This window comes from Arenimonas caeni (assembly GCF_003024235.1).
GTDB lineage: Bacteria > Pseudomonadota > Gammaproteobacteria > Xanthomonadales > Xanthomonadaceae > Arenimonas > Arenimonas caeni.
Map to the genome: position 1 here is coordinate 373,098 of NZ_KZ679084.1, position 23,228 is coordinate 396,325.

A 23,228-nucleotide genomic window follows, 5' to 3' on the forward strand; every position below is an offset into this window, starting at 1 on the left:
GCATCGATCTTTGGACTTAATAAGGCAGGGAACGGGAGGAACAGACTGGACCTTGCTCGCCACGCGGTTTATCGGAGCATAGCCCTAACTGGAGATCATCTTGAGGAATCGAGCTGGATTCCCTGCATATACACAACCTGGTGGAACGGATCTGGTTACGACACTTCCTGCACCAACTACGCAACCTCTCCCCAGCACTACGTTTGGCAATACTATGGCACCGGCACCTACCCAAACATCATCCTCGATCACAATATCGCCATCGACATGATTATGCCCCCCGGCCAGATCCAGACCTGAGTCGAGGAGCATACAACGCGCAGACAGCGTTACACGATCACCGATCCGAATGCGGTGCCGCGCCAAAATATAGACATCCTGATTGATAGAGCAACCCTCTCCAATCACAACGTTGGCAGGCCTGCCAACCCGAAACCTTCCATGAACGTACACTCGCCTCCGGAAGGTGGCATACCCAAGCACTTGAAGGTACCAATACCTAATTTTATCAAACATGAATACCTCAACCAGCCCGGCACTTTGGCGGGACAATACGCATGACTAAGGAAGTCGAAACGCCTAGGGCCCGACGAGCATACCAAGCACATGAAACCCGCCAGAGAAGCATGCCGGCAAGCGTTCCATAAATCGCGCCTAACGCTCCGTAGACTGGTGCGAAACAAGCAATTATCGCGGCATTGATACCCAGAGCTAAAGCCGAGCGCCTCATCACTGCTCGCTGCTCTCTGACCATATTCAAATAAACTATCGGGTGCCCAAATAGGGAAATAATGATTTCACCCAGCAGCAGGATTGAAAGCAGTTCATAGACAATCTCGTAGCCATCGCCGAAAGACAGGTGGATAAACCTCTCTCCTAGTAACAGGATTGCAAGGAATACAGCCAGCGATGAAGCGACTAGGAAGACAGAGATCCAATCGTTTAGTCTTTGAGTTTTCTCTTTCTCGCCCTGAGAGTGTAGCGCGGAGATCATCGGAGCCAAGCCGATATTCACGAGGGTGGATGGCATGCTCAATACCGCATATACCTGTATGGCAACGCGATATTCACCAACCGCCTTGTCGGGCGCGGTGAATGCCAGGATCAGGACCCCAATCTGGCCAGCCAGCACCCTCATTCCCTCAGTCAATGCGATCGGCATTGATTGCCTGAATGTGAGAGTCGGTGGAATCGTGGCGCGCGAGCCCATCGGAACATCGGCACGAAGAGCCGCCTTTAGCCAGATGTAGCCTAGTACCGCAGCCGAAATGGCCGAGACGACATTCAGGCCCATTGCTACCTGTGGAGTCAATTGCCAAGCGAGGAGCATCGAAACAAACAGGAGTGAGGCGCTCATCAGGGCAGGCCTAACGAGAATCTCGCCTAACTGGCCCCGAACCACCCAATGCAAACCTCTTAGTGTCGCGCCGAAGACGTTTCCTATCGCGACGAATGGGATCCAGAAGAACCCCGCAACGAGGGCAAATCGAAGGGCGGGGTCTATTTTCTCTGAAAGTAGCATCACTGCGGACCCTGCGACGGCAACGATCAGCAGTGATGAAATCACGATGCGCTTCAGGGCCCAACTCAGAATTGCCCTAGCACCCAACCGGCCCGTGCCGGCCACTTCGCGGGTAACGAGCTGCGGAAGGCCCAGTTCAGTCGGTATCATCAACACGGCAACGACGGCCATGGCCGTTCCGTATATTCCGTACGATGCGGGACCGAGACCTCGAGCAAGCTGAATCCCGACCACGAAACTTGCGCACATTCCGGCAACCCGCAGGCCCGCACTGCCTAAGAGTATCTTCAGTGCAACTGTGCCGACGCCCTCGCTTCTAAGGAGGCGCGGAAAACTCGCTTTCACGCTTCTTCGCTTCTTGAGTAACACCCGCACTCGCGCCCATCTGGGCGCAAAGATTCAGCGGGGCATCTCGCTATCTTAGAGGCGCCCATCGACTACATGGCGAGGAATTGCGTTCTTCACATCGAAGATAACGGACGCTGGGCCTTTAGCGAACATCAGGCCTTGATAAAGCGGGTCTTCCTTAAACACCCTGTGCGCAACTGCGAGAATTACCGCGTCATAGGCATTTCGATCTAGTGATTCAGCCAGGACAAGCCCGTATTCATGGCGCGCTTCTGCAGCATCTATCCACGGATCATGGACGTCGACCCGCGCGTTGTACGACTCTAACGCCGCAACTATGTCTATCACTCGTGTGTTCCGCAGGTCCGGACAGTCCTCTTTGAACGCTAGTCCGAGCACAAGCACTCGCGCCCCAACGGGATTTATTTCTTTTCGGATCAGCAGCTTGATAACCTGTTCAGCTACGTAGGCACCCATACCATCATTAGTGCGACGACCAGCTAGGATTACATCCGGGTGATGCCCCACCTGCTGCGCCTTGTGCGTCAGGTAATACGGGTCCACGCCAATGCAGTGCCCTCCCACCAGGCCCGGCCGGAACGGCAGGAAGTTCCACTTCGTGCCCGCGGCTTCCAGCACGTCCAGCGTGTCGATGCCCAGCTTGTTGAACAGGATGGCCAGGTCGTTCACCAGGGCGATGTTGAGGTCGCGCTGGGTGTTCTCGATCACCTTGGCGGCTTCGGCCACCTTGATGCTGGGCGCCTTGTGGGTTCCGGCGGTGATGATGCAGCCGTAAAGCGCGTCCACGAATTCGGCTACCTCGGGCGTGCTGCCGCTGGTCACCTTCTTAATGTTGGGCAGGCGGTGCGCCTTGTCGCCCGGGTTGATGCGCTCGGGGCTGTAGCCGCAGAAGAAGTCCTGGTTGAACTTGAGGCCGCTTACGCGCTCCAGGATGGGTACGCAGTCTTCCTCGGTGCAGCCGGGGTACACGGTGCTCTCGTACACCACGATGTCGCCCTTCTTCAGCACGCTGCCGATGGCCTCGCTGGCCTTCACCAGCGGCGTCAGGTCGGGGCGCTTGGCCGAATCGATCGGCGTGGGCACGGTGACGATGTAGATGTTGCAGGCGGCGATGTCGGCCAGTTGGTCGGTGTACTTCAGCTTCGGGCTGGCTGCCAGCTCTTCGGGACTGCACTCGAGCGTGCTGTCCCTGCCTTCGCGCAGCTCGGCCACGCGGGCGCTGCGGATGTCGTAGCCGGTAGTCTCGAAGTGCTTGCCGAACTCCACCGCCAGCGGCAGCCCCACGTAGCCAAGGCCGATGATGGCGATGCGCGACTCTTCCAGCTTCTTCATTCCCACTCCTCGGTTTCGGGCACGCTACCGCCCTTCGGTTGCATTGGCGCTTCCGTCGAGCCCTTTCACTGCCAGGTTTTTTGCCGTGTCAGGCGGCCTGGGCCGGCCCGACTGGTTCAAGCACGTTGTGCGGCAGCGCCACGCTCTGCGTTCCGCCCAAAATGTCCAGCAACACCAGCGCACGCTGCTCGCTCTGCGCCTGGGTGTAGATGCCCTGCAGGCCCGCCAGCGGACCGTGGTTGATGACCACGCGCTCGCCCGGGAGCAGCCGGCGTTCGGGCAGCGTGATCAAGCCCTCGGCGTCGGCGTCTGCCTGCAGGTGCTCAATGAATTCGTTCGGCACGATGGCCGGCTCGCCGGCCGTGCGCACCAGGCCTACCGCGCCGCGGGTTGAGCGAACCGGCGCCAGGCTGGTGGTGTCGGCGTCGGCGCGCAGGAACAGGTAGCGCGGGAACAGCGCCTCCAGCACGGTTTGCCGGCGGCCACCGCGCAGCACGCTTCGCTGCAGGCGCGGCAGGAAGCATTCGAAGCCCTGTCGCTTCAGGTGCTCCAGCGCCTGGGCTTCGGCGCGCGGACGGGTGTGCACGCAGTACCAGCGCTGCATCTCAGCCGCCCCCCACTTCGCGCTTCAGCTGCTCGATTTCCTCGCGCAGCGCGTCGTACTCGCGCATCTTCCGCGCCAGGAACGATTTGGTCAGCTTGGCCTTCGCCTCGATGCCGCGCGGCGTCAGCAGGTAGGCATAGCCCAGCTTGTGCTGGCTGCGGCTGAAGTTGCCCACCTTCACCCAGCCCTTGTCCACCAGGGCGCGCAGGGCGTAGTTGAGCTTGCCCAGGCTCACGCCGGTGCTGCGCGCCAGCTCGCGCTGGCTCGCCTCCGGGGTGGCCGACAGCTCCCGAAGGATGGCCACGCTCAGTTCGTCGGTGCTCGCCACTACCCCTTCCCCTGCGTTCACGGGTTGAACGCAGGGTCTAGGCTACGCGCGGGGCCGGGGCCGGGCAAGCCGGCTTTTTCTCGGCCCGCGCGGCCGGCCACGCAGCCCGCCAGCACGCCGGCCACGGCCAGCATCGCGGTCTTGCGCAGCGGGTAGTCGCCCAGCGAATGCAGGGCCAGCAGCAGCAGGCCCAGCCAGGCGGCGCGGGCGATGGCGGTTTGGCCGGGGCTGGCGCTGCGGCCGGGGCGCCAGACGCGCCAGCCCGACACCAGTAGCGCGGCCACGGCGCCGCCAATCAGGGCCCAGCCAGGCCAGCCGGCCTCCAGCCATACCTCGGCCCAGTCGTTGTGGGCGTGGTTGACGTAAGGCTCTATGGGTGAGGGGTCTTCAGCCTCAAAGGCGCGACGAAATCCGCCCAATCCGGCACCCAATGGCCAGTGCTCGCGGGCCACGCTCTCTACGACCGGAAGGTACTGGAAGCGCGCGTCTTCCAGCGGATCTTTCTCCAGCCGCTGCAGGATGCCGAACAGCGCGAACTGCACCGCCAGCGTCAGGCCCAGCGCCACGGCCGCGGCCAGCGCACGGCCGGCGCGGCGGCGGCGGCGCAGGCCCAGCACGATGGGCAGGCTAATCAGCAGGCCCACCATGCCCAGCACGATGCCGGCGCGCGACAGGGTGATGGCGATGCCCAGGATCAGCAGCGCCACCAGGCCGATGCCGGCCACCAGGCCCAGCAGGGTGCGCGCATCCATCTCGTCGCGTTTGGCCAGCCAGCGTGCGGTGCCCACCACCACCAGCGGCAGCGCCACCGCCAGCAGGCTGGCCAGGTGGTTGCGGTTGGCGAAGAAGCCCACGGCCTCAGTGGGGTTGGTGATGGTGTAGAAGCGCAGCGCGCTCTCCGTTCCACCCGCCAACTGCGCCAGGCCCAGCACCACGCTGGCCGCGGCGCCCAGCACCACCAGCTTCAGCAGCGTGTTGCGCTGCGCGGCCTCCATCTGCAGCGCCGCCAGGAACAGCGCCACCGCCGGCAGCAGCCAGTGCAGGGCGCGCTCGGTGGCCAGCGGCACCAGGCTCCAGCGCGATGGCACGTCCACGCCCGCAGCGGAAAGCTCGGCGGCAATCCCGGTGCGCGCCTCGGGCATCAGCCACAGCGCGTCGGGTATCGGCAGCAGTTGCAGCAGGGGCAGTGCCAGCACCAGTCCGGCCAGCCAGGAGGCGCGCGGCAATCGTGCGCCCGTCCCGGTGCCGTGCCGCCACAGGCACAGCGCCAGCAGGCCCTGCGCCAACACCTGCACCGCACTGTCGCCCGGCGTGCCCTGCCCGCCGCCCAGCACCAGGGCGCCGGCCAGCACGGCGGCGGCCAGCGGCAGTTGGATGCGGGCGGAAAGATCGTGCGAAAGCATGCGCCCGATCATAGCGGACACGGCTTGCGGCCCGTGGCCGAAAGTTTCACCAGTGCAAACCCTGCAAAACAAAGGGCCACCCGAAGGTGGCCCCTGTGTGTTGCCTGCGCCGGCCCTTACGGGCTGACCGGCGGCGGCGCCGGCGGCGTCACGCTCAGGTCGTCGCTGGCGTAGGCGGCAATGATGGCCACGGCCACGCCGGTGAACACCCACGCTGCCTGCCGGTTGTCGCGCTTGGCTCCCGAGCCCACGGCCTGGGCGTAGGTGGGGCCGATCTTCTGCACGCTGGCCACGGCGCCGGCGCAGGTGGACACGGCCGGAACCTCGAGCAGCGAGCCGGCTTCCAGCGGCAGGGCGCAGCCGTCGGTGAAGGTGAGGGTGGCGCTGGCGCCTTCCATCAGCATCACGCGGTCGCCAGCCTGCAGGGCCTGGCCCTCGGCGGCGGTGGTGAACTCTTCGCCCTGGTTCACCAGCACGGTGCCTTCCTGGGCGGACAGCGTGGCCACGGGCTCGGCGGCGAGCGCGCTGGTGGCCAGCAGGGTGGCGGCAATGGCAGTGGTGAGGCGGATCATGGTTCGCTCCTTTCCGGGGCGCTGGGGGCGGCAATCATTGGCAGGTTACCCCCACGGGGGGCCGGGTGCAAGCGGGATTTTTTCCCTGCCCTTTGTAAGTTCAACGGCTTACGGCTTGATGAAGGCTACGGAACCCGGGTGATTTTCAGGTCATCGAACCAGGCCCGGCCGCCGATGCGCTGCTCGGCCGGTATGCGCGCCGGCAGCCGCAGGGCCAGCCACTGGCCCTCGCAGCCCTCGGGCACGGTGAAGGCCACGGCCAGCTCCCGCCAGTCGCCATGGCCACGCAGCGGCGGGGTGCCGGCCAGGGGCCCGCCGCCGGCCACGCAGCTGATTTCCCACACCAGGCCGCGCTCGGTACGCAGGCTGTCGGCGCGGGCGCGCAGGCTCAGCTCGTACTCGCCGGGCGGCAGGGCCAGCATCTGGCGCACGTGGCTGAAGGGCACCCGGCGGTCCTCGAAGGCCACGCGCAGGGCCACCCGGCCACCCACGCCCGGCCCGCCCAGGCGGCTGATGCGGGCGCCGGCCACGCGCCCGAAGCGCCAGTCGAAGCCCACGGCTTCGGGCTCGAGCTCGAAGCCGCCGTTGAAGACGTTGCCCAGCCGGGTCCGGCGCTCGGGCGGCAGGTTGGCCGCCCACAGCAGGTAGGCCTGCCCCACCCTGCCCTCGCGCACCAGGCGGTCGAGCCAGGGGCCCAGTTCGTTGGCGGCCAGGCCGCCCTCGGTTCGGCGCACGGCCTCGAACAGCGGCGCCACGGCGTCGATGTCGCCGGCCTTGCTGGCCACCAGGCGCAGGAAGCGCGCCCGCCAGGGCGGCTGGCTGGCCAGGGTGTCGGCCAGGGGCGCGTGCAGTGGCGCGGCGCCGGCCAGCTCCAGCAAAAGGGGCTCGAAGCGCGCGAACAGGCTCGGGTGCACCCGCAGCGGGGTGTCGAGATGCGGCAGGGCCTCGGCCGCGCGGCCGTTGCGCAGGTGGTGGTCCAGTAGCCATAGGTGCGCCGGCAGGTCGCGCGGGGCGCGCCGGGCGGCCACGGTGAAGAGTTCGGCGGCGCCGGCTTCGTCGCCCCGGGCCAGGGCCAGCTGGGCCAGTACGCGGTAGGGCCGGCCGTCGAGCGGGTCGGCGTGCAGGGCGCGGCGGGCCAGGTCGGCGGCCTCGTCGGCGCGCGCGGGGTCCCGGGCGGCAGCTTCGGCCGCCCGCAGCAGGGCCACGGGATGGTGGCTGCGCCAGAACAAGGCGCGCTCGGGCTGGGTTTCGGCGTAGTGGTCCGCCAGGCCCAGGCTGGCCACGCGCCAGGCGGCGAAGGCCAGCACGGCCAGGGCCAGCCAGGGCCAGACGCGCTTAGCGTTCGTCATGGCGCAGGCTCCGGATGCGCAGCACGCCGTCCTCGCGCGCCAGGTCGAAGCGGATCTCGCCGTTGCTGCGCGAGGCGCGCCAGTCGCCCGGGTACTTCACGCGGGCCTCGAAGCGGGCCAGCACGGTGGCGCTCGCCTCGCCCTGGAGCCAGCCGTTGGGGCGCAGCTGCAGTTCGCGCGTTTCGCTCTGGTCGAACAGCTGCTGGTAGTCGTAGGCAATGGCGTCGCGGCCGCCGCGGTTGTTGCTGGCGTCGCGGGTGAACAGGCGCATCAGCCCGCGCAGGTCGCCGGCGGCGTAGGTGCGGGTGAAGGCGTCGAGCAGGGCCAGGGCGTCGGCTTCGGCGATGGGGGCCGGGCGGGCGGCGTCGGCAGGCGCCGTTTCCCCTGTGGGCGCGCCTTCAGGCGCGACTGCTGCCGGAGCCGGCGCAACGGCGGCAACGACGGGCGCGGCAGGCGGCAGCGATGCGGGTTGGGGCTGGGGGTTTGGACGGGACACCGGCTGGGGTTGGCGAGTGGCTGTCGGCCCCGAAGGGCCTCCCACCGGGGCGGTGGCCAGGGACGTGGCCGGGATGGCGGCCGGCGTGGTGTCGAGCACGGGCACCCTTTCGAGGGCGCGCTCCGGGCGGCCTTCCAGGCCGCTCTCCGGCACGGCGTCCGGTTCGACTGCCGGTGCGGGTTCGGCCGCGACTGCGAGTGCGACCGCGGATTCGGGCGCGGATCTGGGCTCCGGCGCGGGAGCCGCGGCGACGGGCGGCGGGCTTTGCGGCACGCGCGGGCTGCGCGGCGTTTGCGCGTACCACATCAGCGCCAGGGCGGCGCCGGCGAGCAGGCCGAAGCTGCCCAGCACGAGGATGGGGAGGCGCCGGGTGGTGCGGGCGGAAAGAACCGGGGACTGGTGGAGGGCCGGGCCTGAAGGCCCTCCTGCAGGGCGCACGGGCCTTGTGGTGGGGGCTTCGGGCCCGACGCGGCCTGTGTCCGCCCACTCGTCGCCGGCACCGGCCAGGACGGCGTCATAGGCGGCGCGTTTGTCTGGCTGGCGCAGGTCCTGCCAGGCGCGGTTCACGCGGTCGGCGTACAGGGCTTCCCACTCGTCCGCATTGCGGTCCGGGTGCAGCCAGCGCACCAGCCAGCGGTAGTGGTCCTTGATGCGCGCGTCGGGCGCGTCGGGGTTCACGCCCAGCACGCGGTAGCTGTCGGCGCCGGGTGCGAACAGCAACTGCTGCAGATAGAAGGGCGCGGCCTCGGCGATGTCATCAACCGATGCGCCCAGCGCGGCCGCCGCGAATTCGGCGGCGGCGCGGTCGCCGGCGGCGATACGCACCACCTCCAGCACGTCGGCCGGCAGCGGCCGCTGGCGGGCGGCGGCCAGCAGGGCCGGTGCCCGCCAGAAGGCCAGGGCCTGCTCCAGCGCCTGGCCCACCCCGCCCGTCACCGCCCGCGCGCCAGCTTCTTGGGCTCGGCCTGCGAGCCGTAGGAGTAGTAGTTGTAGCCGCCGTAGCCGTAGCCGTAACCGTAGCCGGCGTGCTTGCTGCTGAACTTGGTCAGCAGCGCGCCGACCACGTGGGCGCGGGCGGCGTACAGGCGCTTGAGCCCGTTCTTTGCCACGCCGATGCGGGTTTCGCCCGCCTCCACCACCAGCAGGGTGCCGTGCGCCAGGTTGGCCAGGATGGGCGCGTCGGCCAGGCCCATCACCGGCGGGCCGTCGATGATCACCTGGTCGAACTTCTCGCTGGCGATCGACACCAGGCTCACCATCTTCGGGCCCATCAGCAGCTCGGCCGGGTTGGGCGGCAGCGGGCCGGTGGGCATGTACATCAGGCCCGGGATGTCGGTGGCCTGGATCACTTCCGTGGCCTTCGAGGCGCCGGCCAGGTAGTTGCTCAGGCCCACTTCGTTGGGCTTGCCCAAGGTGCGGTGCAGCGAGGGGTTGCGCAGGTCGCCGTCGATGACCAGCACGCGCTTGCCGAGCTGGGCGAAGTTCTTGGCCAGGGTGAGCGCGGTGGTGCTCTTGCCTTCGGCCGGCGTGGCGCTGGTCACCAGCAGGCAGCGCGGCACGCCGCTGTCGGTGGCGAACTGCAGCGCCGTGCGCACCGAGCGGTAGGCCTCGGAGAAGGCCGAGCGCGGGTCTTCCAGCGCCCGCGCCGGGGTCATCGGCGCCTTCAGCAGCGGGATCACGCCCAGCACGCTCAGGCCCAGCTGCTTTTCCAGGTCTTCCGGCGACTTCAGGGTGTCGTCCAGGTACTCGAAGGCCAGGGCCAGCAGCACGCCCAGCATCAGCCCGGCCAGCATGCCCAGCGCCAGGTTGCGGCCCAGGCTGGGCTTGTACTTGAAGCCGCGCAGCGCGCGGTCGACCACGGCGATGTTGTTGCTGCTGACGCCGCCGGCCACGCCGATCTCCTTGTAGCGCTGCAGCAGGCCGTCGTAGAGCTGGCGGTTGGTGTCCACCTCGCGCTTGAAGATGTTGTACTGGATCGAGCGGCTCTGCAGGTCCAGCACCTCGTTCTTCAGGCCCGCCATCTGCTCGTTGAGCAGGCGCTCCTGCTCCTGCGCGGCCAGGTACTCGGCCTGGATGGCCGACTTGATGTTGGCCACTTCCACGCCGATCTGGCGCTCGACCTCGTCGATCTGGCCCTTGAGCTGCATCATCGCCGGGAAGGCCGGCTTGTACAGGCGCAGCTTGTCCTGGTACTCGGCCTGCAGCGTGGCGCGCCGCTCCTGCAGCGACTTGATGATGGAGTTCTCGCCGATCTCGCCCAGCAGCACCGTGCCGCTGGAGGCCTGCGCCTGGCGCCAGCGCGCCTCGGCGCGGATGCGTGCACGGCTGGCCTCGGCCAGGGCGGCGTTGAGGCTGCCCAGGTTCTGCTCGCTCAGGCTGGCGCTGCCTTCGCCGCTCGAGACGATCTGCTCTTTCTGCGCGAACTCCACCAGCTGCCGCTCGGAATCCTCGAGCTTGAGCTTGAGCTCCTGCAGGCGGTCCTCGAGGTAGGTCTTGGCGTAGGAACTCGAATCAAAGCGCCGCTCGAGGTTGCTGGCGATGAAGGCCTCGGCGATGGCGTTGGCCGCGCGCTGCGAGAACTCCGGATCGGGGCTGTCGAAGTGCAGGCGCACCAGGCGCGAGTTGCGCACCGGCTCCACCGTCAGGCCACGCAGGATGAAGCCGGTGGCGGCGGCCTCGCGGGCCGAGAGCTCGGCTTCGGTCAGCTCGCTGTCGTCATCGCCGCTGAACAGGCCCTTCAGCGCCGCCCAGGGCGAGGGCGGATTGAGCTGCTCAAGCTGCTCGCCCTCGGCCAGGCCCAGCTGCGAGGCCACACGCTGCGCCAGCGCCCGGCTCTTGAGCAGTTCGTACTGGGTCTGGAAGAAATCGTTGCCCGCGCCTTCCATCGGCGTCACGCCTTCCACGTCCACCACGCGGAGGGTGTCGCGGTCGATCTGCAGCGAAGTGGACGCGCGGTAGATCGGCGTCGTCAGCAGCGTGCCCACCAGCGCCGTCACCAGCACGATGCCGGCGGCGCCCAGCACCGTCCAGCGGCGCTTGACCAGGATGCGCCAGTAGGCCAGCAGGTCGATCTCGTCGCTGTCGGCGGCCTCCTGGCCGCGCACGTCCAGGCTCAGCGCCTGCTGGCGCGCAGCCACCAGGGCCTGGCGCTGTTCCTGGGCCGTCTGCGGCGCGGGCAGGCGGGCGCCCTCGCCGGGGTCCATATTCTCAGACATTCACTGGTTTCCTGCTGGGGCCGTCAGTACACACGGAACAGATTGAAGATCGGGATGGTCTGCAGGATGTTGCGCAGGCCGGTCTTTCCGCCCGACTGGTCGACCACGATGATGTCGTCGCCGTAGATCTGCGGGTCTTCGGCGTCGCCGGCGCGGATCTGGTTGAGGCTGAACACCGCGGCCATCTTCTGGCCCTCCACCGTGCGGAACACCACCACGCCGTCGAGGTTGGCCAGTTCGGTCACGCCCTCGGCCTGGGCGATGGCCTGCAGCAGGCTGGTGCGGCCGGTCACCGGGTAGATGCCCGGGCTCTTGACCGCACCCTCGAGCGTGACGCGCTGGCTGGTGAATTCCTTCACGAACACGCTCACCTGCGGGTCCTGCAGGTAGGTTTCGCTGAGCTTGCCGGCGATCTCGGCCTCCAACTCCTGCACCGTCTTGCCGCCGGCCACCACCATGCCCACCAGGGGCAGGGAAATCTGGCCGTTGCTGTTCACGCGCACGGTACGGTTGAGCTCGTTGACCTGGAAGACGCTGATCTCCAGCAGGTCCTGGGCGCCGACGCGGTATTCCGAGGCGCCCGTATAGGCGCCGGTCGCGCTGGTGCTGTCCGGTGCACCCAGCTCGGTGGTGGCGGTGACCGCCTTGGCCGTGCCACTGCGCACCGAACCACTGGTGGATGCGCCGCAGCCGGCCAGCACGGCCAGGGCCAGCAGCAGGGCGAGTCGGGGAAGCCAGTGGTTCATCATTCGTCCGTTCATCCGGGGGGAGGGGATTATGGGCTGCCGGACAGCCTAGTCCAAAAAACGGGGCGGGCGGGCCCGGGGTTCCCGACACAGGGCAGTCCGGCCATGGCCCGGCTCAATGCTCGCCGCTTTCCTCGGCGGCGCGCAGGGCGGCGGCCGGGGCCGGTGCCCCGCCGCGCAGCCGGCGCAGGTGGGCCACCGCCACCTCGCGGCGGCGGGTGAAGAGGTACCAGGCCAGCAGCAGCACCAGGAAGGCCAGCACCAGGGCCGGACGGTAAACGCCCAGCTTCACCGCGCAGGCGGCGGCGATGCCCAGCGCCAGCGAGCCGCCGGCGATGATCACCGTCACCTTGCCGGGGGTGAAACCGGCGTCGAGCAGCAGGTGGTGCATATGGTTGCGGTCGGCCCGGAAGGGCGACTTGCCGTTGCGCATGCGCCGCAGCATCAGCGCCACGCAGTCGATCAGCGGCAGGGCCAGGGTCCAGGGGCCGAGCACCGGCGACACCGGGTGTTCGGGGTTCTGGGTAAGCCGCAGCGCCGCCCAGGCCAGGATGAAGCCCAGCAGCATGCTGCCGCCGTTGCCCAGGAACACCTTCGCCTGCGGCAGCCAGGGCGAGCGCTTGTTCCACAGCAGGAAGCCCATCACCGCGCCGCCCAGGGCCAGCAGGCGCTCGGCCAGGAAGAGGTCGCCGGCGTACAGCGCGAAGCCGGTGAACAGGGCCAGCGACACCAGGGCCAGCGAGCCGGCCAGGCCGTCCACGCCATCGGCCATGTTCAGTGCATTGATGATGCCCACCACCACGAACACCGTGAACGGCAGGCTCAGCAGGCCGATGTTGGCGGCGGCGAAGCCGAACACGTCCTGCAGGTTGTGGGCGCTGACCCCGGCCAGCAGGGCCAGCAGCACGGCGGCCAGGGCCTGGGCGGCGATGCGCCAGGTCCAGCGCAGGTCGTACTTGTCGTCGAGCTGGCCGACCACCACCAGCATCAGCGCGCCGCCGATGAAGGCGGCCTTGCGCAGGTTCCAGTCGGCCTCGAACAGGCCATAGCTGGCCAGCATGGCCAGCAGGATCACCGCGCCACCCGTCACCGGGATGGCGCCGTTGTGCTGCTTGCGGCCGCCGGGGTGGTCCACCAGGCCCCAGCGCCGGGCCAGCGGCAGGCTGGCCGGTACCAGCGCCGCCACCACCAGGAAGGTGAACAGCGCGCGCAACCAGGCCGAAGGTTCCAGCTGTTGCCAGAGGCTCAACAGTTCCATACGCAGGGAAACGGGCTCGGTCGGCATTCAGGACATGCCCCCACAGCCTAGCAGGCGCGGGTGGCATGTAAATGTTTCACGCCGGCGAGCGCGAATATTTCTCGCCGGGCTTGACGCCGCTAGCTGGCGTCGCGGCCGTAGGCATCCTCGAAACGAACGATGTCGTCTTCGCCCAGGTAGCTGCCCGACTGCACCTCGATCAGCTCCACCGGCACCTTGCCCGGGTTCTCAAGCCGGTGCTTGCTGCCCAGCGGGATGTAGGTGCTCTGGTTTTCGCTGAGCATGAACACCTTGTCCTCGCAGGTGATGCGGGCCGTGCCCTTCACCACGATCCAGTGCTCGGCGCGGTGGTGGTGCATCTGCAGGCTCAGCGCCGCGCCCGGCTTGACCACGATGCGCTTGACCTGGAAGCGCTCGCCGCTGTCGATGCCGTCGTAACTGCCCCAGGGCCGGTACACCTTGCGGTGGATGCTGGCCTGCGGGCGGCCCTCGGCCTTGAGGCGGGCCACGATGTCCTTCACCTCCTGCACCCGCTCGCGCGCGGCCACCAGCAGGGCGTCGTCGGTGTCCACCACGATCACGTCCTCGAGGCCCAGCAGGCTCACCAGCCGGCGCCCGCCCCAGGCCAGGGTGTTGCGGCAGCCCAGGGCCAGCACGTCGCCGTGGTGGGCGTTGCCGTCCGGGTCCTGGTCGGCGATTTCCCACAGGGCGCTCCAGCTGCCCACGTCGTTCCAGCCCACGTTGATGGGCAGCACGGCGGCGGCGCGGGTCTTTTCCATCACCGCATAGTCGATCGAATCCGACGGGCAGGCCTCGAAGGCCTCGCGGTCCAGGCGCAGGAAGTCGACGTCGCGCTTCGCGCCGGCCAGCGCGGCGCGGGCGCCGGCGAGGATGGCCGGGGCCTGCGCCTCCAGCTCGGCCAGGTAGCGCGAGGCCCGGAACAGGAACATGCCCGAGTTCCAGAAATAATCGCCGCTGGCCACGTAGCCCTGCGCCGTCGCCAGGTCCGGCTTCTCCACGAACCGCTCGACGGCCCGCACCCCACCCTCTGCAGGAGCGCCTTCAGGCGCGAAGGCCTTGATATAGCCGTAGCCGGTTTCCGGCCCCGTCGGCACCACGCCGAACGTCACCAGGCTGCCCTCCTCCGCCGCGCCGCGCCGCGCCTCCTGCACCGCGGCGCGGAAACCGGCCGGGTCGGCGATCACGTGGTCCGAGGGCAGCACCAGCAGCAGCGGGTCCTCGCCGCCGGCCATGGCCTGCAGCGCCGCCACGGCGATGGCCGGCGCGGTGTTGCGGCCCACCGGCTCGAGCACGATGGCCGAGGCCTCGGCGCCCAGCTGGCGCAGCTGCTCGGCCACCATGAAACGGTGCTCCTCGTTGGCCACCACGATCGGCGCGGCCATGCCGGGCAGGCCGGCCAGGCGCTCGACTGTGGCCTGCAGCAGCGACTTCTCGCCCACCAGCGGCTGGAACTGCTTGGGGTGCATCTCGCGCGACAGCGGCCAAAGCCGGGTGCCGGAGCCACCGGAGAGCAGGACGGGGACGAGGGAGGTCATGGGCTTGGATCCATTTTCAGGCATCCCGGAATGATGCCATGGGGGACGGAGGTAATTTCCCGCGGATACCGCCGGTTCCCGGGGCTCATCGGGGGAAATTACCTCCGTCCCCTGTCCCCCACGGGAAATCACCTCCGTCCCCTGCCTCTATACTCAGCCGAACCAAGGACGGCCGAAGACCGGATGACCCTACGTATGCCCCTGCCCGACCGTGCCGAACTGCGCCTGCAGTGGACCCGCCAGATGCTCGACGACCCGGAGGCGCCGCTGGTGCGTGCCTCCAACGACGCCAGCTTCCGCAGCTACTGGCGCGCCCGTTCGCTGGGCCGCGACTGGATCGTGATGGACGCACCGCCGGGCAAGGAAGACATCCGCCCCTGGCTCGAGGTCGCCTCGCGCCTGGCCCGCGCCGGCGTGCACGTGCCCGAGATCCAGGCCGCCGACCCGGAGCGCGGCTTCGTGCTGATGGAGGACCTGGGCGACCGCATCCTGCTGCCCGAACTCACCGCCACCAGCGCCGACCGCCTCTACGGCCAGGCCCTGGACGCGCTGCTGGCCGTGCAGCTACACGCCGACACCGCCGGCCTGCCCGAATACGACGAGGCGCGGCTGGTGGCCGAAATGGAGCTGATGCCCGAGTGGTTCCTCAAGCGCCACCTGGGATTCGTGCCCGAGTGCGAGCAGTGGGACGTGGTCGAGTCGGCCTTCCGCGCCCTGGTGACCAGCGCGCAGTCGCAGCCGCAGGTGTTCGTGCACCGCGACTACCACTCGCGCAACCTGCTGGTCACCGAGGTCGCCAGCCCGGGCGTCATCGATTTCCAGGACGCCGTGCGCGGCCCGGTCACCTACGACCTGGTCTCGCTGCTGCGCGACTGCTACATCGAATGGCCGGTCGAACGCGTGCAGGGCTGGGCGCTGGAATACCGGGAAAAACTCGCCGCCGCCGGCTTCGCCGTGCCCGGCGAGGCGGCCTTCCTGCGCGCCTTCGACCTGATGGGCCTGCAGCGGCACCTCAAGGTGCTCGGCATCTTCTGCCGGCTCTGGTACCGCGACGGCAAGGCCGGCTACCTGATGGACCTGCCGCTGGTGTGGAAGTACGTGCGCGAGGTCGGCGCGCGCCACGCCGAGACGGCCCCGCTGGTGGCCCTGCTCGAGTCGGCCATCGCCGGCCGCGACCTCACCCTGCCCGCGCCATGAAGGCCCTGGTCTTCGCCGCGGGCAAGGGCGAGCGCATGCGCCCGCTCACCGACACCACGCCCAAGCCGCTGCTGGAAGTGCGCGGCAAGCCACTGGTGGCCTGGCACCTGGAAAAGCTCGCCGCGCGCGGCGTGCGCGAGGTGGTGCTCAATACCTCCTGGCTGGCGGAGAAGTTCGAGCCGGCGCTGGGCGACGGCAGCCGCTGGGGCCTGCGATTGCATTACGCCTACGAAGGCCCCGAGCCGCTGGAAACCGGCGGCGGCATGCTGCACGCGCTGCCGCTGCTGGGCGATGCGCCCTTCATCGCCGTCAACGGCGACATCTGGTGCGACTACGACTTCACCGCCCTGCCCGAGGCGCCGGCCGGCCTGGCGCACCTGGTGCTGGTGGACAACCCGCCGCACCACCCGGAGGGCGACTTCGCGCTGCTGCCGGGCGGCCAGGTACTGCCGGCGGGCGAGTCGCGGCTCACCTTTTCCGGCATCGGCCTGTACCGGCCCGCGCTCTTCGGCAACTGGCGCACCAGCATCGGCGCGGCGGCCGGCGCCGAGCTCGACCCGCCGCGTTTTCGCCTCGCGCCGCTGCTGCGCGCGGCCATGCGCGCCGGCGCCGTCAGCGGAGAGCACCATCGCGGTGCGTGGACGGACGTGGGCACGCACGAACGGCTCGCGGCGCTGAACGCCCAGGGCCTCGGTTGATACACGTTGCTACACGCCCGGCGGGGGTATAGACTTGTATCTACATCCACCCGGGACGCCTCCATGAACGCCAAAGCCGAGCTCAAGGTCCTTCATTGGGGCAACAGCCTCGCGGTACGCATTCCGTCGGCCGTCGCCCGCCAAGCGCGTCTGCTCAATGGCCAGGACGTAACCGTCGAGGCCATAGACGGCATGGTCGTCGTCAAGCCCAAGAAGCGGCTCCCGCAGCTGACGCTGGCGCAGAAGCTCAAGCAGTTCGATCCGGCGGTGCACGGCGGTGAGCTTCTGGCCGATGGCCCCGTCGGCGCGGAGATCGCCTGATGGTGAGCCGCTGGGTTCCTGATCGGCGCGACATCATCTGGATCAACTTCGACCCGCAGGCGGGCCGCGAAATGAAGTCGCGCCATCCCATGTTGGTGCTCTCGCCGCGAGCCTTCAACGACAAGACGAGCTTGGTCATCGGGTTGCCCATGAGCAGCCAGGCCTACAACGAGACCAATCCCTTCGCCATTCGCCTCGACGGTGACGGCGGGCCGGGATACATCATCACCAACCAGCCCAAATCGCTGGACTGGCGCGTGCGCGGAGCCTCCGCGCACCCTTGGCAGCAAGTGCCGGAAGACGTCTTTGAATCGGCCTGCGAAGGACTGAACCAGATCATCGCGATCTGCCACGGCTGAGGCGCGCCCCCTGTGTAGCATCCCGTCCTGACAGGACGCTGCAAGGCGCGACGTCAGCCCAGATGCTGGCGCAGGAACGGGATGGTGATGCGCCGCTGCGCGGCAAGGCTGGCGCGGTCGAGCTGGTCAAGCAGGCGCGTGAGGCTGGCCAGGTCGCGGTCGACGCGGCGCAGCAGGTAGTCGAGCACGGGTTCGTCGAGCTCCAGGCCGCGGCGGGCGGCGCGCTGGCGCAGCACGGCGCGGCGGCCGGCCTCGTCGAGCGGCTCGAGGTTGAAGCGCGCGCACTGGCCCAGCCGGGTGACGAGATCGCGCAGTTGCAGCCCGATGGCGCCGGGGTTGCCGCGCGCGGCGTAAAGCACGGCCGAGTCGGCGGCGCGGGCGCGGTTGTGGAAGTGGAACAGCGCTTCCTCGTCGGCTTCGCGGCCGGCGATGGCCTCCAGGCCGTCCAGGCAGACCAGGTCGGCGTCTTCCTGCTGGGCCAGGCCGCTGCCCAGGCGACCGGCGAAGGCGGCCATCGGCAGGTAGGCGGCGCGGCGCCCGGCGGCCACGGCTTCGGCGCAGGCGGCCAGCAGCAGGTGGCTCTTGCCGGTGCCGGCCGGGCCGGCCAGGTACAGCCAGTCGCCGGCCTCGCCGCGCGCGGCGACGGCGACGGCGGCGCGGGCCGCGTCGTTGCCCAGGAAGGCTTCGAGGCGCTGGTCGGGCGGGGAACGCAGGCCGAGGGGCAGCTGCGGGGTGGTCATGGGGTGTTGCCGGGCTCCCGGGGCGCCGGGCCGTCAGTGCCGGCCGACCCAGCCACGATCAGCGGGCTCTCGTCCGCACCGTAGAGCTTCGAACGCGTGTAGCGCTCGTGCGCATAGCGCCCCACCACCACGGCCACGGCCGCCACCGGCAGCGCCAGCAGCACGCCCAGAAAACCGAACAGCTGGCCGCCGGCCATGATCGCGAAGATCACCGCCACCGGGTGCAGGCCGATCTTGTCGCCCACCAGCCAGGGCGTGAGCCAGAAGCTCTCGAGCAGCTGGCCCAGGCCGAACACGCCCAGCACCAGGGCCAGGTGCATCAGGTCGCCGTGCTGCACGAGCGTGGCGATCACCGCCGCGCCCAGGCCGACAATCGCACCCAGGTAAGGCACGAAGCTCACCAGGCCGGCCACCAGGCCGATCAGGATGCCCAGGTCCACGCCCACGGCCGTCAGGCCCACGGCGTAGATGGTGCCCAGCGCGATCATCACGCTCAGCTGCCCGCGGATGAAGCCGCCCAGCACCTGGTCGGACTCGCAGGCCAGCCGGGTCACCAGCGGCTCGACCGGCCGCGGCAGCAGGTCGCTCGCCTTGCCCAGCATCGAAGCGCCGTCGCGCATGAAATAGAACGTCACCACCGGGATCAGGGCCAGGTTGGCGGCCCAGCCCAGGATCGCCAGGCCCGACTTGGACACCTCGCCGATGATCGTGGTGGCGATGCCGCCGGCCTCCTGCCAGTACTGGCGCAGCAGCTGGATCAGCTGGCTCGGGTCGATGTAGCCGGCCAGCTCCAGGTCGAAGCGCTGCTCGGCCCAGGGCACGGCGGTGCCGGTGAGCCACTGGCCGAAGCGCGGCAGCCAGTCGATGAACTTCGACACCTGGTTTTCGACCAGCGGGATCAGCAGCAGCACCGCCAGCACCAGCCCCAGGCTCATCAGGGTGAACACCAGCAGCACGGCGGTGGTGCGCGAGCGCCCGCGGGCCTCTATCCGGCGCACCAGCGGCTCGCCCAGCCAGGCCAGCAGGGCCGAGACCACGAAGGGCGTGAGGATGGGGCCGAGCAGCCACAGCAGCACGCCCACGCCCGCGGCCAGGGCCAGCCACTGCCAGCGGCGCTGGTCGCTGAACGGATCCGGGGTGGCGGCGGGGATCATGCGGCGGGCTTCCTCGTGTGCTGCCAGGCCTTCACACCATAACGGACAACGTAATCGACGCCACTGAGGAAAGTCAGCAGCGCCACCGCCCAGATGCCCTCGATGCGCCAGCGCAGCGGCACCTCCACCCAGGCCAGGTCGACCAGGCAGGCCAGCACCAGGCCGATCTGCGCCACCGTGGTGGCCTTGCCCAGCCAGGTCGGGCGGCCGTCGTAGGGGCCGGCCAGCTTCCACCAGGCCAGGGCGCCGGCCAGGATCACCAGGTCGCGCGCCAGCACCAGGCCCAGCAGCCAGGTCGGCAGCGCCTGCACCAGCCACAGGCCGAAGAAGGCGCAGCCGAGCATGAGCTTGTCGGCCACCGGGTCGAGCAGGCTGCCCAGCCGGCTCTGCCAGCCGAAACGCTTGGCCAGCAGGCCGTCAAGCGCGTCGCTCAGGCCGGCCACCAGGGCCAGCCACAGCGCGGCCCGGTAATGCCCCGCCCAGAGCAGCGCCGGCAGCACGGGCGCCAGCACCAGGCGCAGCCCGGTCAGGGTGTTGGGCAGGTGGCGAAGGTTCATGGCCGCAGGCGGTAGCCCGCCGTGGCCTCGTCGGAAGCGGCCGCGTCGGCGGCCAGCACGTCGCCGGCGGCCAGGAAGCCGTCGAAGGTGGCCCGGTCGACGGCCAGCTTCAGGCCCAGGCGCAGGCTGTCGGGCGTGGCTTCGACCACCGTCAGCTCGGCCACCACCGGCAGGGTCTGCAGGTAGCCCATGGCGCGGGCGAAATCGCCGGCGCTGGCCAGCCCGGTGATGCGCACCTCGATCGACTCGGGCTCGCCCACCACGGCGCGCACCGCGTCGCGGCGGGCGATGGCGTCGGCGGCGCCGTCGGCGCCCGAGGCCAGCGCGCGCTGCGGGCTGGGGTCGGAGAAGGACCAGCGCGAGAGTTCCTCGCCGCCGCGGCTGAGCACCCAGTCGGCGGTCCAGCCCTGGCCTTCGCGGAACAGCCGGCCCAGCAACTGGGTGCCGGCGCCGTAGCGCTCGCTCAGCGCCTGCATCTGGCCGGGGTTGCGCGACCAGATGGTCTGCACCGCCGCCTGCTCGACCGAGCTGCCGGCCGGCAGCGCGAACGACAGGCCACGCTCGGTGCCGCGCCCGGCCAGCGGTTTGACCACGTTGAGCTGCTGGCTCGACACCAGGCGCGGGCCGCGGCCGTCGTCGATGGCCAGCCACAGCAGCGGCCGCGGGCGCTCGGCGCCCCAGTAGGGCAGGCCGGCACCGGCGATCAGCGCGTCCACCTTGTTCGGGTCGAACTGCACCTGCAGCGAGGTCTTGTAGACCGGCACGCCGCCGATGGCGGTGTTGCCGTGCTGGTCCACCGGCTCCTCGCCGGTCTGCTCGGCCAGCACGAAGGCGGCGGCATTGGACAGGGCCCGGCGCACCACCGGGTTGGCGGACGCCAGCGGCTCGCCGGTGAGCTTGACGACCACCTGGGCCAGGGCCCGGGCCGTGGCGGCGCGGCGCTCGCCGGCGCCCTGGCCCATCAGCTCGGACTCACCGGTGTAGAGCGCCATGTCGCGCGGCGCGGCTTCGGCGCCCGCCGGCGTCGAGCCGTCAGCCGGGACCGGGACCGGTTCGGGCGCCGGGGTCGGCACCGTCTCGAACTGGGCGGCGGCCGGCAGGGCGAGGCAGGCGAGCAGGGTCAGGCAGGCGGGAAGCGTTCGCAGGCGCATGGTGTCGGGGTCGGCGGGGCTGCGCGCATGGTGCCGCAAGCCGCGCCGCCCCGTCCAACCGCCGGCCTCAGCGCCAGCCCTTGAAGAAGCTGCCGTCGGCGAAATCCCAGAGCAGCACGGCGTGCACGCGGTAGTCCCAGGGCTGGTCGCTCAGCCCGACCTCGACGCCCAGATTCAGGGCCACGTGGCCGCCCTTGGTGAGCCCGAAGCGCAGCTGCGGGATGGCGCTCCACTGCACGTCCGAGCCGAAGTGGTCGTAGGGGGCCTCGGCCACCACCTCGATGCCCGGGAAGACATTGCGCGGCCACTGGGTCCAGCGGTAGTGCAGCGCGCCGGCCAGCTCCAGCTGGCCGTCGCCGGCATCGTCGAGCGGGGTGATGGCGCGGGCGCTGGACTGGAACACCCAGTCGTCGCCGAACATCCGGGCGTAGGCGAGGTAGGGGATGATCTCCTTCGACTCATCGCCGTCGGTGGGCACCGCCAGGATGACCGCGCCCGAGAGGATGGACTGGCGCTCGCGGTTCCAGCCGAACACGTGCTTGTAGCCGCCTTCGACCTTGGTCACCTCGGAGTCGAAGCCATCGTCCTCGTGGATCAGCTCCAGCACCACCATGCCGCGGTGCCCGACCCGCTTTTCGATCTCGATGACGTTGCGCATCACGTCCGGCGCCCCGTCGAGCGGCGTGTAGCGGCCCTTCCAGACAATCTCGTCCTCGGGGAAGGCCTTCTTGGTGCGGATGGGCAGGAAGTAGTTGAACTCGCCCGGCGGGTAGTCCGAGGTGTCGGCCAGGGTCTTGACGTAAGCGACGACGTTGCGGATTTCTTCGGCGCTCAGCGCCTCGCGCTGGGCCGGCATCTGCGCCGACAGGCCCATGGCGTGGCCGCCGTGGCCGACCACCAGCTCCCAGTCGTTGGCCGGCTCGCGGCTGTTGAACAGGGGGTCGGACAGGTCCGCGGGCGGCGTCTCCAGGCCCGCCAGCACGGGGCTGGACGGGTCCGGGCGGCCGGTGGGGCCGTGGCAGGCCGCGCAGGCCTGGTCGTAGATCCGCCTGCCGTCGGCGAGGTCGGGCGCCTGGGCAAGGGCCGGGCCGGCGAGCAGCGCGGCCAGCAGTGGGAAAGCGACGGACAGGTGCTTGCGGGCCATGGCGGTTCCTCCAATGGGTCCCTGCATGTTGCCTTCCCGGCCGCGGGGGCGGCTTGACTCCGGTCAAGCCCCACCCGGCTGGTAGAATGCCAGTCTTTCCCAGCGCCGGAACCGCCGTGACCACGCCTACCCCCCTCACCTACCGCGATGCGGGCGTCGACATCGATGCCGGCAACGAAGTCGTCGAGCGCATCAAGCCCCTGGTCAAGCGCACCTTCCGGCCCGAGGTGATGGGCGGCCTGGGCGGCTTCGGCGCCCTGTTCAACCTCGCGGGCAAGTACCGCGAGCCGGTGCTGGTCTCTGGCACCGACGGCGTGGGCACCAAGCTCAAGCTGGCCCAGCAGCTCAACCGCCACGACACCATCGGCATCGACCTGGTCGCCATGTGCGTGAACGACGTGCTGGTGCAGGGCGCCGAGCCGCTGTTCTTCCTCGACTATTTCGCGACCGGCAAGCTGCACGTCGACACCACCGTGTCGGTCGTCTCCGGCATCGCCCGCGGCTGCGAACTCGCCGGCTGCGCCCTGATCGGCGGCGAAACCGCCGAAATGCCCGACATGTACCCGCCGGGCGAGTACGACCTGGCCGGCTTCACCGTCGGCGCGGTGGAAAAGTCGATGCTGCTCGACGGCGCCAAGGTGCGCGAGGGCGACGTGCTGCTGGGCATCGCCTCCTCCGGCCCGCACTCGAACGGCTACTCGCTGGTGCGCCGCATCTACGACCGCGCCGGCCGCCCGGCCGAGCTCGACCTCGGCGGCGTGAAGCTGGTGGACGCGCTGATGGCGCCCACCGAGATCTACGTCAAGCCGGTGCTCGAGCTGCTGGCCGCGCACGACCTGCACGCCATGGCCCACATCACCGGCGGCGGCCTGACCGAGAACATCATCCGCGTCATCCCCGAGGGCCTGGGCCTGGACATCGAGGCCTCGGCCATCGTGCTGCCGCTGGTGTTCGACTGGCTGCAGCGCGAGGGCGCGGTGCCGCGCGAGGAAATGTGGCGCACCTTCAACTGCGGCATCGGCTTCGTGCTGGTGCTGGCGCCGGCCGACGTGGCCGCGGTGTCGGCGCACCTGCAGCGCCTGGGCCTGGCGCACCGCGCCATCGGCCAGGTGGTGAAGGCCGCCGGCGACGAGCGCGTCCACATCGGCTGACACTCG

At 69.4% G+C, this 23,228-nt stretch carries 23 protein-coding genes; 5 read left to right on the forward strand and 18 right to left on the reverse strand.

Translation table 11 applies throughout. The features are described from left to right. Positions 1-84: 84 nt before the first annotated feature. The 13 genes from C6N40_RS14570 to C6N40_RS01855 all read right to left on the reverse strand — a co-directional run bounded on the left by C6N40_RS14570 (position 85) and on the right by C6N40_RS01855 (position 14,750). Positions 85-516, reverse strand: a complete 432-nt coding sequence (locus C6N40_RS14570) for an acyltransferase (RefSeq protein WP_106989286.1) — start codon at positions 514-516, stop codon at positions 85-87. 7 nt (positions 517-523) lie between these two features. After that, positions 524-1,771 carry a flippase gene (locus tag C6N40_RS01800; protein ID WP_106989287.1) on the reverse strand — a complete coding sequence of 416 codons (1,248 nt, stop codon included), beginning with the start codon at positions 1,769-1,771 and terminating at the stop codon, positions 524-526. A gap of 171 nt (positions 1,772-1,942) precedes the next feature. Continuing rightward, entirely contained in the window at positions 1,943-3,223 is a 1,281-nt protein-coding gene (tviB, locus tag C6N40_RS01805) for a Vi polysaccharide biosynthesis UDP-N-acetylglucosamine C-6 dehydrogenase TviB (RefSeq protein ID WP_106989288.1), read from the reverse strand. A gap of 88 nt (positions 3,224-3,311) precedes the next feature. Further along, positions 3,312-3,827 (reverse strand): transcription termination/antitermination protein NusG, encoded by a 516-nt coding sequence (gene nusG / locus C6N40_RS01810; protein ID WP_106989289.1) that lies wholly within the window; start codon positions 3,825-3,827, stop codon positions 3,312-3,314. 1 nt (position 3,828) lies between these two features. Further along, positions 3,829-4,155, reverse strand: coding sequence for a MarR family EPS-associated transcriptional regulator (locus tag C6N40_RS01815; protein WP_205208518.1), 327 nt, complete (start codon positions 4,153-4,155; stop codon positions 3,829-3,831). Positions 4,156-4,172: 17 nt separating this feature from the next. After that, positions 4,173-5,558: an O-antigen ligase family protein gene (locus tag C6N40_RS01820; RefSeq protein ID WP_162782027.1), complete on the reverse strand. Its 1,386-nt coding sequence runs from the start codon at positions 5,556-5,558 to the stop codon at positions 4,173-4,175. 116 nt (positions 5,559-5,674) lie between these two features. Next, complete coding sequence (locus C6N40_RS01825; RefSeq protein WP_162782028.1) at positions 5,675-6,130, reverse strand: FecR family protein; 456 nt, start codon at positions 6,128-6,130, stop codon at positions 5,675-5,677. Between the two features lie 125 nt (positions 6,131-6,255). Continuing rightward, positions 6,256-7,479 (reverse strand): tetratricopeptide repeat protein, encoded by a 1,224-nt coding sequence (locus tag C6N40_RS01830; RefSeq protein WP_106989292.1) that lies wholly within the window; start codon positions 7,477-7,479, stop codon positions 6,256-6,258. Continuing rightward, positions 7,466-8,899 (reverse strand): J domain-containing protein, encoded by a 1,434-nt coding sequence (locus C6N40_RS01835; protein ID WP_106989293.1) that lies wholly within the window; start codon positions 8,897-8,899, stop codon positions 7,466-7,468. The genes C6N40_RS01830 and C6N40_RS01835 overlap by 14 nt, the downstream gene beginning before the upstream one ends. Positions 8,900-8,907: 8 nt before the next feature. Next, positions 8,908-11,190: a GumC family protein gene (locus C6N40_RS01840; protein ID WP_106989294.1), complete on the reverse strand. Its 2,283-nt coding sequence runs from the start codon at positions 11,188-11,190 to the stop codon at positions 8,908-8,910. Between the two features lie 23 nt (positions 11,191-11,213). Beyond that, positions 11,214-11,936, reverse strand: coding sequence for a polysaccharide biosynthesis/export family protein (locus tag C6N40_RS01845; RefSeq protein WP_162782029.1), 723 nt, complete (start codon positions 11,934-11,936; stop codon positions 11,214-11,216). Positions 11,937-12,051: 115 nt separating this feature from the next. After that, the gene (locus C6N40_RS01850; RefSeq protein WP_162782030.1) at positions 12,052-13,185 is read right to left on the reverse strand and encodes a glycosyltransferase family 4 protein; all 1,134 of its coding nucleotides are present in this window, start codon (positions 13,183-13,185) and stop codon (positions 12,052-12,054) included. Between the two features lie 128 nt (positions 13,186-13,313). Then, positions 13,314-14,750: a mannose-1-phosphate guanylyltransferase/mannose-6-phosphate isomerase gene (locus C6N40_RS01855; protein ID WP_106989297.1), complete on the reverse strand. Its 1,437-nt coding sequence runs from the start codon at positions 14,748-14,750 to the stop codon at positions 13,314-13,316. Positions 14,751-14,945: 195 nt separating this feature from the next. Between C6N40_RS01855 and C6N40_RS01860 the strand changes: the two genes are divergently transcribed. The 4 genes from C6N40_RS01860 to C6N40_RS01875 all read left to right on the forward strand — a co-directional run bounded on the left by C6N40_RS01860 (position 14,946) and on the right by C6N40_RS01875 (position 17,325). After that, positions 14,946-15,947, forward strand: coding sequence for an aminoglycoside phosphotransferase family protein (locus tag C6N40_RS01860; protein WP_205208519.1), 1,002 nt, complete (start codon positions 14,946-14,948; stop codon positions 15,945-15,947). Next, positions 15,944-16,645: an N-acetylmuramate alpha-1-phosphate uridylyltransferase MurU gene (gene murU, locus C6N40_RS01865; protein WP_106989299.1), complete on the forward strand. Its 702-nt coding sequence runs from the start codon at positions 15,944-15,946 to the stop codon at positions 16,643-16,645. Before C6N40_RS01860 ends, murU begins: the two co-directional genes overlap by 4 nt. A 63-nt stretch (positions 16,646-16,708) precedes the next feature. Further along, the gene (locus C6N40_RS01870) at positions 16,709-16,966 is read left to right on the forward strand and encodes an AbrB/MazE/SpoVT family DNA-binding domain-containing protein (RefSeq protein ID WP_106989300.1); all 258 of its coding nucleotides are present in this window, start codon (positions 16,709-16,711) and stop codon (positions 16,964-16,966) included. After that, positions 16,966-17,325 carry a type II toxin-antitoxin system PemK/MazF family toxin gene (locus C6N40_RS01875; RefSeq protein ID WP_106989301.1) on the forward strand — a complete coding sequence of 120 codons (360 nt, stop codon included), beginning with the start codon at positions 16,966-16,968 and terminating at the stop codon, positions 17,323-17,325. Before C6N40_RS01870 ends, C6N40_RS01875 begins: the two co-directional genes overlap by 1 nt. Before the next feature lie 53 nt (positions 17,326-17,378). On the opposite strand, the gene hda is transcribed toward C6N40_RS01875, so the two are convergent. The 5 genes from hda to C6N40_RS01900 form a co-directional block, all read right to left on the reverse strand. Continuing rightward, positions 17,379-18,065 carry a DnaA regulatory inactivator Hda gene (gene hda / locus C6N40_RS01880; protein ID WP_106989302.1) on the reverse strand — a complete coding sequence of 229 codons (687 nt, stop codon included), beginning with the start codon at positions 18,063-18,065 and terminating at the stop codon, positions 17,379-17,381. Beyond that, positions 18,062-19,219, reverse strand: coding sequence for an AI-2E family transporter (locus C6N40_RS01885; RefSeq protein ID WP_106989303.1), 1,158 nt, complete (start codon positions 19,217-19,219; stop codon positions 18,062-18,064). The genes hda and C6N40_RS01885 overlap by 4 nt, the downstream gene beginning before the upstream one ends. Beyond that, complete coding sequence (locus C6N40_RS01890) at positions 19,216-19,776, reverse strand: CDP-alcohol phosphatidyltransferase family protein (RefSeq protein ID WP_106989304.1); 561 nt, start codon at positions 19,774-19,776, stop codon at positions 19,216-19,218. Before C6N40_RS01890 ends, C6N40_RS01885 begins: the two co-directional genes overlap by 4 nt. Continuing rightward, complete coding sequence (locus C6N40_RS01895) at positions 19,773-20,927, reverse strand: DUF2066 domain-containing protein (RefSeq protein ID WP_106989305.1); 1,155 nt, start codon at positions 20,925-20,927, stop codon at positions 19,773-19,775. The genes C6N40_RS01890 and C6N40_RS01895 overlap by 4 nt, the downstream gene beginning before the upstream one ends. A 67-nt stretch (positions 20,928-20,994) precedes the next feature. Further along, positions 20,995-22,071, reverse strand: coding sequence for a c-type cytochrome (locus tag C6N40_RS01900; RefSeq protein WP_162782031.1), 1,077 nt, complete (start codon positions 22,069-22,071; stop codon positions 20,995-20,997). Between the two features lie 116 nt (positions 22,072-22,187). Here C6N40_RS01900 and purM point away from each other — a divergent pair, with 116 nt between their 5' ends. After that, on the forward strand, positions 22,188-23,222 hold the full coding sequence (gene purM, locus C6N40_RS01905) for a phosphoribosylformylglycinamidine cyclo-ligase (RefSeq protein ID WP_240183415.1): 1,035 nt from the start codon (positions 22,188-22,190) through the stop codon (positions 23,220-23,222). Positions 23,223-23,228: the final 6 nt, after the last annotated feature.